The sequence below is a fragment of the Arhodomonas sp. KWT genome (assembly GCF_010993615.1).
Map to the genome: position 1 here is coordinate 1 of NZ_WNXE01000131.1, position 7,779 is coordinate 7,779.

The 7,779-nt window shown below is 74.4% G+C and carries 9 protein-coding genes; 4 read left to right on the forward strand and 5 right to left on the reverse strand.

Going from position 1 to position 7,779, the window contains the following annotated elements; all coding sequences use genetic code 11:
- A partial coding sequence (locus tag G7A99_RS14620) for an OmpA family protein (RefSeq protein ID WP_163141418.1) occupies positions 1 to 168 on the forward strand: 168 nt, incomplete at its 5' end.
- 21 nt (positions 169 to 189) lie between these two features.
- Here G7A99_RS14620 and G7A99_RS14625 read toward each other — a convergent pair.
- Genes G7A99_RS14625 through G7A99_RS14635 form a run of 3 tightly spaced genes read right to left on the reverse strand, consistent with a single transcriptional unit; the run spans position 190 to position 2,602 of the window.
- Complete coding sequence (locus G7A99_RS14625) at positions 190 to 1,107, reverse strand: 2-dehydro-3-deoxygalactonokinase (protein WP_163141421.1); 918 nt, start codon at positions 1,105 to 1,107, stop codon at positions 190 to 192.
- Positions 1,104 to 1,745 (reverse strand): 2-dehydro-3-deoxy-6-phosphogalactonate aldolase, encoded by a 642-nt coding sequence (locus tag G7A99_RS14630; RefSeq protein ID WP_018719094.1) that lies wholly within the window; start codon positions 1,743 to 1,745, stop codon positions 1,104 to 1,106. The genes G7A99_RS14625 and G7A99_RS14630 overlap by 4 nt, the downstream gene beginning before the upstream one ends.
- Positions 1,746 to 1,780: 35 nt before the next feature.
- The gene (locus G7A99_RS14635) at positions 1,781 to 2,602 is read right to left on the reverse strand and encodes an IclR family transcriptional regulator (protein ID WP_163141424.1); all 822 of its coding nucleotides are present in this window, start codon (positions 2,600 to 2,602) and stop codon (positions 1,781 to 1,783) included.
- 210 nt (positions 2,603 to 2,812) lie between these two features.
- On the opposite strand from G7A99_RS14635, the gene G7A99_RS14640 reads away from it, so the two are divergent.
- Positions 2,813 to 3,733, forward strand: a complete 921-nt coding sequence (locus G7A99_RS14640) for a sugar kinase (protein WP_018719096.1) — start codon at positions 2,813 to 2,815, stop codon at positions 3,731 to 3,733.
- Between the two features lie 10 nt (positions 3,734 to 3,743).
- Here G7A99_RS14640 and G7A99_RS14645 read toward each other — a convergent pair whose 3' ends face one another.
- Both G7A99_RS14645 and G7A99_RS14650 read right to left on the reverse strand, forming a co-directional pair.
- Positions 3,744 to 4,247, reverse strand: coding sequence for an alpha/beta fold hydrolase (locus G7A99_RS14645; protein ID WP_163141425.1), 504 nt, complete (start codon positions 4,245 to 4,247; stop codon positions 3,744 to 3,746).
- Complete coding sequence (locus tag G7A99_RS14650; protein WP_163141428.1) at positions 4,247 to 4,621, reverse strand: DUF2237 family protein; 375 nt, start codon at positions 4,619 to 4,621, stop codon at positions 4,247 to 4,249. Before G7A99_RS14650 ends, G7A99_RS14645 begins: the two co-directional genes overlap by 1 nt.
- Positions 4,622 to 4,890: 269 nt before the next feature.
- Here G7A99_RS14650 and G7A99_RS14655 point away from each other — a divergent pair, with 269 nt between their 5' ends.
- Together G7A99_RS14655 and G7A99_RS14660 are read left to right on the forward strand one after the other, a co-directional pair.
- Positions 4,891 to 5,997, forward strand: coding sequence for a DNA repair exonuclease (locus tag G7A99_RS14655; protein WP_163141431.1), 1,107 nt, complete (start codon positions 4,891 to 4,893; stop codon positions 5,995 to 5,997).
- Positions 5,998 to 6,021: 24 nt separating this feature from the next.
- Positions 6,022 to 7,779, forward strand: a 1,758-nt coding sequence (locus G7A99_RS14660; RefSeq protein ID WP_163141434.1) for an AAA family ATPase, incomplete at its 3' end; no start/stop codon positions are given.

A 7,779-nucleotide genomic window follows, 5' to 3' on the forward strand; every position in this document is an offset into this window, starting at 1 on the left:
TCCACCGCGCGGGCGACCAACATCGTCCACTTCCTGATCGATCAGGGCATCCCCGCGGAGCGCCTCGCGGCGGCGGGTTACGGCGAGTACCAGCCGCTGACCGAGGGGGATTCGCCGGAGGCGATGGCGCGCAACCGGCGCATCGAGCTCAAGTTGACCCGGCGCTGAGGGGGCGCCCGTCCCCCGCGCTCACCCCGCCCCGCCCACGTGCGGGTGCCGCCGGGCGAGGGCGAGCACGCCGGCGAGGCTGGCGTCCGCCGCTGCGACGGGGCGGACGCTGAGACCGAAGTGCCCGAACGCGGCCTCGTAGCGTGGCCGCAGGTGTCCGTCCGCGACCAGCACCACCTCGTCGGGGGCGTAGAGCCCGCGCATGCCCAGGATCTCGTGACCGATGAGCAGTCCCGAGACGTAGTCGCGGATGCCGGTGGCGGCGAGCCCGCCGTAGAGCCAGCGGCTGCGGGCGGTAAAGAGCTGGTGCCCGAGGCCGCCGCGACGCCCGGATTCCGTGAGGCCCAGACGGAAGGCGTCGTCGTCGGGGGTGTCGCTGTCCGCCGCGGGCGCGCCGACGATCGTGTGCCGGGTCACCGCCTCGAACAGCTCGCCGGTCATTACCGTTGCGAAGTGGCGGAGCGTGCCGTCGTCGACGCGGGCCCACTTGCTGTGGGTGCCCGGCAGGCAGAGCGTCGCGTCGCCGCGCGCCGCCAGCGCCAGCGCGCCGATGATCTGGACCTCCTCGCCACGCATCACGTCCACGTGGCCGCCGTCGCCGTGCACGCGCACGCCGGGCACCAGCCAGGTGTTGTCGAGCCCGGGGGCGGCGGTCAGTCCGTCGGCGAGGTCGCCGGCGGTGACCGGCAGCGCCGGCTGCGGGGCCTCGTGCCAGCCCTGGCGCGCGCCCACCATGCCGGCGAGGTAGACGGGTACGGCGCCGTCCTCGCGCCAGTCGCCGAGGCGTTCGCGGCAGTAGTCGGCGAAGGACCCGCCGGCGAGCTCGCGCATGCCCCGGCCCGCGGCGATCCGCTCGAGACACGCACCGCTGTCCGCGTCCACCAGGTAGGCGCGGAACGCGGTGGTGCCCCAGTCGACGACGATGATCCGCCCGCTCATTGCCCCTCTCCCCTGACGCGCCGGTATTCGGTGACGATGTCCCGGGCGGCGGCACCCACCTCCACTGCCGGGCGCCCGGCGCGATAGACGTCCCCGCCGATGCCGTAACCTGCCGCCCCGGCGGCATGGAAGTTGGCCAGGTTCTGCGCGTTGACCCCACCGACCACGAACACCGGCAGCGCCGGGGGCAGCACCGCACGCACGTCCCGGAGATAGCCCGGGCCCAGGCGCGCGGCGGGGAAGAGCTTGAGCGCCGAGGCGCCGTGGCGCGCGGCGAGCAGCGCCTCGGTGGGCGTCATGCAGCCGATCAGGCTGGTCAGCCCCTCGCGCGAGGCGGCGTCGATCACCGCCGGGTCGGTGTTCGGGGTGACCATTAGCGGCAGTGCCATCGAGGCGAGGCGGGTGACCGAGCCGGTGTCGAGTACCGTCCCCGCGCCCACCAGGGTCTGAACCGGGCAGTGGGCGCGCAGCCGGCGCAGGCTCTCCCATGGCTGCGGGGAGTTGAGGGTGACCTCGAGCATGCCGAAGCCGGCGTCGATCAGCGCGTCGGCGACCGACTCGCATTCGTCCGGCGTGATGCCGCGCAGGATGGCCACCAGCGGGCGTTCGGCGAGTGCGTCCTGAAAGCGTGGATCCATGACCGTCTCCTGAGGGGCCCCGGCCGTGCCCGTCGTTACCCGGGCCGCCCGGGCCCGTCGTCGTGGCCGGGTGGTGACATCAGCAGGCCGGCCGCCTCGCAGGCGGTACGTATCGGCCCGGCATAGCGGTGTGCCCAGTCGTCGCCGAGCCGGTAGCGGGGCACGCTCACGCTGACCGAGGCGATGGGCTGCCCGTCCACGCCGTAGAGCGCCCGGCCGAAGCACACGATGCCGGGCTCGTTCTCCTCGTCGTCGACGGCATAGCCCTGCGCCCGCACCGTTTCCAGCGCCGCCCGCAGCGCCGGCAGGCCGGTCACGGTGTTGGCGGTCATTGGCTCCAGGGCGAGCCGTCCGGCGTAGCGATCGAGGGCCTCCGGTGCCAGTGCGGCGAGGAAGGCCTTGCCCACGGCGGAGGCGTGCATGTGCACCTGATTGCCCACCATGGACGCCATGCGCACCGAGGCCAGGGACTCGACCTTGTCCACGTAGACCATCACGTCGCCCCGGGGCACCGCCAGGTGCACGGTCTCGCCGGTGGCGTCGCGGATCGCCACCAGTGCCTCGCGGGCGCCGCGCGGCAGATCGTTCTGGATACGGCTCTGGTAGCCGAGCCGGGCGAGCTCGGGGCCGAGGAGGTAGCCGCCGTGGAGCGGGTCGCGGACGACGAAACGCTCGCCCTCGAGGGCGCCGAGCAGGCGGTACAGCGTCGCCCGCGGAAGCGCGCCCGCCCGCTGGATGTCCTTCAGGCGTGCGGGTCCGGGTAGTGCCGCGATGGTCTGGAGCAGGCGTAGCCCCTTGACGAAGGTCGCCGCCCCCCGCGTCGCGGAAGCACTGTCCTGTTGTCCGGCTGCGGTCATCCGGTGTCGTTCCTGTTGCCGGTTTGACGGCCCGTCCTGATGCTGCCTATGGTCTTAATATCCGGGCTTTTTGTCCATATTATGGATACCCGGCGCCGGCGCTCTGGCCGGTCCGGGGGTGCAGCGAGGGGAGTGGTTCCAATGACCGTTGACGATCGGGTGAAGGGCCAGCGCCGGGCGGCGTCAGCCGTTGGCGGCGGCTGACGCGCCATGGTGGACATCGTCTGTCTCGGCGAGCCGCTGCTGGAGCTCAGCGAGCGTCCCGGCGACGGCGGGACGTGGTTCCTCCAGGGTTACGGCGGTGATACCTCGAACTGCGCGATCGCCGCGGCGCGCCAGGAGGCCGCGGTCGGGTATCTCACCGCCCTCGGCGACGACGGCTTCGGGCGGGCGTTCCTCGATCTGTGGGCGGCGGAGGGCGTGGACGCCAGTGCGGTGGCCGTGGACCGGGATGCGCACACCGGCGTCTATTTCATCCGTTACCGCGACGGTGAGCACGTGTTCAGCTACCTCCGCCAGGGTTCGGCGGCCAGCCGGCTGGGCCCGGACGACCTGCCCCTCGACTACATCCGTGCCGCCAGGGTGCTGCACGTCTCGGGCATCAGCCAGGCCATCAGCTCCAAGGCCTGTGACGCCGTGTTCGCGGCCATGGCGGCGGCGCGCGAGGCCGGCGTGACGGTGAGCTACGACACCAACCTGCGCCTCAAGCTCTGGCCGCTCGCCCGGGCCCGTGCGGTGATCCATGCCGCCATGCGCGAGGCGGACATCGCCCTGCCGGGCCTGGAGGACGCGCGCCGGCTTACCGGGCTGACGGACCCCGATGCGGTGGTGGACTTCTACGCGGGGCTCGGGCCCCGCGTCGTGGCCCTGAAAATGGGGCGCGAGGGGGTGCTGGTCGCCGCGGACGGCGAGCGCGTGCACTGCCCGGCGCATCCCGTGGCACAGGTGGACGCCGCCGGCGCCGGCGATGCCTTCGACGGGGCGTTCCTCGCCGGGATCGTGCGCGGGGCCCGGCCGGAGGCGGCGGCCCGGTACGCCAACGTCGCCGCGGCGCTGTCCACGCTGGGGCGGGGCGCGGTGGCGCCGATACCCCGCCGCGCCGCCGTGGAGGCGGCCCTGGACGGCGCCTGAGGCCGGGGCGTCACGGCGTGGCCGCGGTGCCCACCCGGTCGAGAAACCGCCCGAACAGCGCGGCGATGTCGTCGATCACCTCCGAGAGGCCGTGGTCGCCGTCGAGCACGTGCAGCCGCCCCCGGCAGGCCCCGGTGTAGCGCACGCTGTGCGCCGGCGGGATCAGCTCGTCGCGCCAGCCGTGCACCACCTCCACGTCGCCGGCGTGGGGCGTGACGTCTCCCTCGTAGCCTGGCAGGTAGAACGCCGGCGCCATCAGGAACAGCCCCGCCGGCCGGAGCGCGGCGCTCGCCGCGGCGGCCACATAGCCGCCCATACTCGAGCCTACCAGGACCAGCGGGCCCCGCGGACGCGGCTGCGCGAGGAGGTGGCGCACGCGCTCGTCCGGGTCCCGGGTGTGGCGGTAGTCGATGCTGGTCACGCCCGCGCCGGCGGCCCGGGCGACCTCCGCCAGCCGGGTGATCTTCAAGCCCCACGGGCCGCTCTCCTGGCCGTGGCTGAACCAGACCTCCATCACGACAGGTCCAGCGCGTAGGGCTTGAGGGTCTCCAGCGCCACCACCTCCAGGGCGGCCTCGTCGCTGGCGAGCAGCCGTACCCGCGGGGCGCAGCCGGCCTCGTGGGCCTCCAGCCAGCGTGCCGCGCACAGGCACCACTGGTCGCCGGCCGACAGCCCATCGAAGCCGAACTCCGGCCGGGGCGTGGACAGGTCGTTGCCGCGGCGGGCGCTGAAGTCGAGGAATTCGTCGGTGAGGGTGGCGCACACCGCGTGAACGCCCGCGTCGTCGGCGCCGACGCGGCAGTAGCCGTCGCGGTAGAAGCCCGTGACGGGGTCGCTGCAGCAGGCATCGAGTGAGGTGCCGAGCACGTTTCTGCGGGTCTCCGGCATGGAACGGGAACCTCTTCGTCCTGGGTGTTGTCAGCCATTGTAGGACGCTGGAAGTGAGATGCGCACGGCGGCGCAAGCCGTCGCCGGGGACGGGCACAGGGAGGTGCCCGGAGCCCGGTGTCAATCTTTCCCTCCTGTAAAGTCGGCACGATGCCGATTACCCTTGTTTCGGCCCGGTTCGCCGGGCCGCACTTTTTTCCCGGCGGCACGGCAGGTGCCCGCCTGTGGCCGATGCGTGACGCCGGGATGGTGAACAGGAGGACCGCCGCTTGCGTCTACTCCATACCGCCGACTGGCAGATCGGCAAGGGCTTTGGCCGGATCGCCGGCGACGCCGGGGCACTGCTGCGCGAGCAGCGCTACGCCGTGATCCGACGCATCGCCGTGCTGGCCGCCGAGCACCGGGCCGACGCCGTGCTCGTCGCCGGCGACGTCTTCGACAGCCAGACCCTGCCCGATGCCGCCCTGCGCCGGACCATGGAGGCCATGGCCGAGTGGCCCGGGCCGTGGGTGCTGCTGCCCGGCAACCACGACGCTGCCCTCGCCGAGAGCGTGTGGACGCGCATCGAGCGCCTCGGCTGCCGGCCGGATAACGTCCACGCCGCCCTGACCCCGGAGCCGCTGGTCCTCGCCGACGGCCGTCTGGCCGTGCTGCCCGCCCCGCTGCGGCGCCGCCACGAGCCCGGCGACGTCACCGAGTGGTTCGACACCGCGGCGACCCCGGGGGGTGCGGTGCGGGTCGGCCTCGCCCATGGCAGCCTGCGCAACCGCCTGCCGGAGGCCGCGGAGGCCCACAATCCCATCGCCGAGGACCGCGCCGTGACCGCCGGCCTGGACTACCTGGCCCTCGGCGACTGGCACGGGACCCTGGAGATCGCCGAGCGCACCTGGTATTCCGGCACCCCGGAGACGGACAGCTTCCGCAGCCGCGACCCGGGGCATGTCCTGCGGGTGGATCTGTCGGGCGGTGACGCGCCGGCGGTCACGCCCCTGGCCACGAGCCACTACCACTGGCACGAGTGGCAGCAGGACCTCACCGGCGAGGGCGCCCTGCAGGCCCTCGAGGACCGCCTTACTGGCCTGTCCGCGCCGCTGGAGCGCCATGTCCTCCGTCTCGCGCTCGCCGGCGGTGTCGATCTCGCGACCCGCTCCGCGCTGGATGAGCTCCTGGAGCGCTGGCAGGCGCGGCTGGCGTACCTGGAGTGGGACGACGCCGCGCTGCGCCCGGAGGCCACCGAGGCGGACCTCGCCGCCTTCGAGGGCAGCGGCTTCGTCGCCGATGCGCTGGCCGCGCTGCGCGAGCGCCAGGCCGCCGGCGAGCCACATGCCGCGGAGGCCGTGCAGCGCCTCTACGCCGCCTACCGCGAGTTGCACTGACGCGCTCCGTCAGGGAGGGACGCATTGGAGATCCGGCACCTGCGCATCGAGAATTTCCGCCGCCTGGTGGCGCCGCTGGAGATCGGGCCCCTGGAGGGCGGCCTCAACGTGCTCGGCGGCGACAACGAGGCGGGCAAGTCCACCGTGCTCCAGGCCCTGCGCGTGGCACTGTTCGACCGGCACGGGCTGAGCGGCCGGGCGGCCTCGGAGCTCCAGCCCTACGGTCATCGTGTGGGCCCGGAGGTGACCCTGACCTTCACCTGCGGCGGCGACGAGTACCGACTCTGGAAGCGCTTCTGCCAGGGCGCCGGTGCCCGCCTGGAGGGGCCGGGCGGCCGTTGGGAGGGCGATGCGGCGGAGGAGGCGCTGCAGTCGCTGCTCGGCTTCGAGCGCCCGGGCCGCGGTGCCACCGACGCCCGCCATCAGGGCGTCTGGGGTCTGCTCTGGGTGACCCAGGGCACCACCTTCCATGCCGTCGATCCCGCCGAGAGCGCGCGCCGCTCCCTCGGCGCGGTACTGGAGGCGGAGGTCGGCGACGTCCTCGGCGGGGCCACCGGCCAGCGCCTGCTCCGCCATTTCGCCACCGAGCGGGGCCGCTTCTGGACGTCCACCGGGCGCCCGGGGAAGGCCCTCAAGGATGCCGACGCCCGGGTGGAGACCCTGTCCACGGAGCTGGCCGAGGTGGACGGCCAGCTCGCCGAGTTCGACGAGGCCGTGAACCGGCTCGCCCGAGAGCGCGAGGAGCTCGCCGCGCTGGACGACCCGGACGCCGCCGCCGAGCGCCAGCGCCGCCTCGATGCCGCCCGGGCCGCCCACCAGCGACTGGAGGCCAGGCGTGCCGAGCGCGAACGCCTCGCCGGTGCCGTGCGCGTCGCCGAGGCCGAGCACCAGCAGCGCGAGAGGGACTGGACGGAGCGCCAGAAGGATATCCGTGCGCTCGCCGGGCTGGAGCAGACCCTGACCGCCGCGGACACCGCGCTGGCGGACGCGGATGCCCGCGTGAGCCGTGCCGAGGCCGCGGAGGCCGAGGCCCGCGCCGCCCACGAAACCGCTGCCGGGGCCGTGAGTGCGGCACGCCGGGCGGAGGAGGAGGCCGCGCGGGCCCGCGAGCGCCTGGACGGCGAGCAGCGCCTGCGTGCCGACCGCGAGGCCCTCGCCCGGGCGGAGGAGGCGCTGGAGGCCGCCCGGCAGGCACGGGCGTCGGTGGCGGACGTCGCTATCCAGCGCGGGGACGTGGACGAACTGCGCGGTATCGAGGATCGCCTGGCCCGGGCCGAGGCGCGGCTGGAGGCCGGTGCCACCCGGGTGGACGCCGAGGTCGCCGTGCCCGTGTCGGTCAGCGGTGCCGCGGAGCCCGTTGCCGAGGGGCAGTGGCGGCTGACCGGCGAGGGCGTGCTCGCCCTCGAGGGGATCGGCACCGTGCGTGTGAGTCCCGGCGGGGTGGACCTGACGTCGGCGCGGGAGGCCCGGGACGAGGCCCGCGAGGCCCGGCGCGGGGTGGCGTCCCGCCTCGGCGTGGACACCGCGGCGGATGCGGAGGCCGCGCTCCAGCGCCGCGAGCGTGCCCACGCGGATGCTGCGGCGAGCGAGAAGGTCGCCGCAGCGCACGCCCGGGACGGCGTGGCGGCCCTGCGTGAGCGCGTGCAGGCGACCGCGGAGCGCATCGAGGCCCTGCCGGCGGCTGACGACGGGGTGGACCTGGAGAGTGCCGCGGCGGCGCTGCCGGCGCGGCGCGAGGCTCGGGAGGCCCGGGAGCGCGAGCACGCGGACTCCGGCCAGCGG

Coding starts and splice junctions, on each gene's coding strand:
- G7A99_RS14625 (WP_163141421.1), bottom strand. CDS start 1,107: ATGAGCGGGCGGATCATCGTCGTCGACTGGGGCACCACCGCGTTCCGC.
- G7A99_RS14630 (WP_018719094.1), bottom strand. CDS start 1,745: ATGGATCCACGCTTTCAGGACGCACTCGCCGAACGCCCGCTGGTGGCC.
- G7A99_RS14635 (WP_163141424.1), bottom strand. CDS start 2,602: ATGACCGCAGCCGGACAACAGGACAGTGCTTCCGCGACGCGGGGGGCG.
- G7A99_RS14640 (WP_018719096.1), top strand. CDS start 2,813: ATGGTGGACATCGTCTGTCTCGGCGAGCCGCTGCTGGAGCTCAGCGAG.
- G7A99_RS14645 (WP_163141425.1), bottom strand. CDS start 4,247: ATGGAGGTCTGGTTCAGCCACGGCCAGGAGAGCGGCCCGTGGGGCTTG.
- G7A99_RS14650 (WP_163141428.1), bottom strand. CDS start 4,621: ATGCCGGAGACCCGCAGAAACGTGCTCGGCACCTCACTCGATGCCTGC.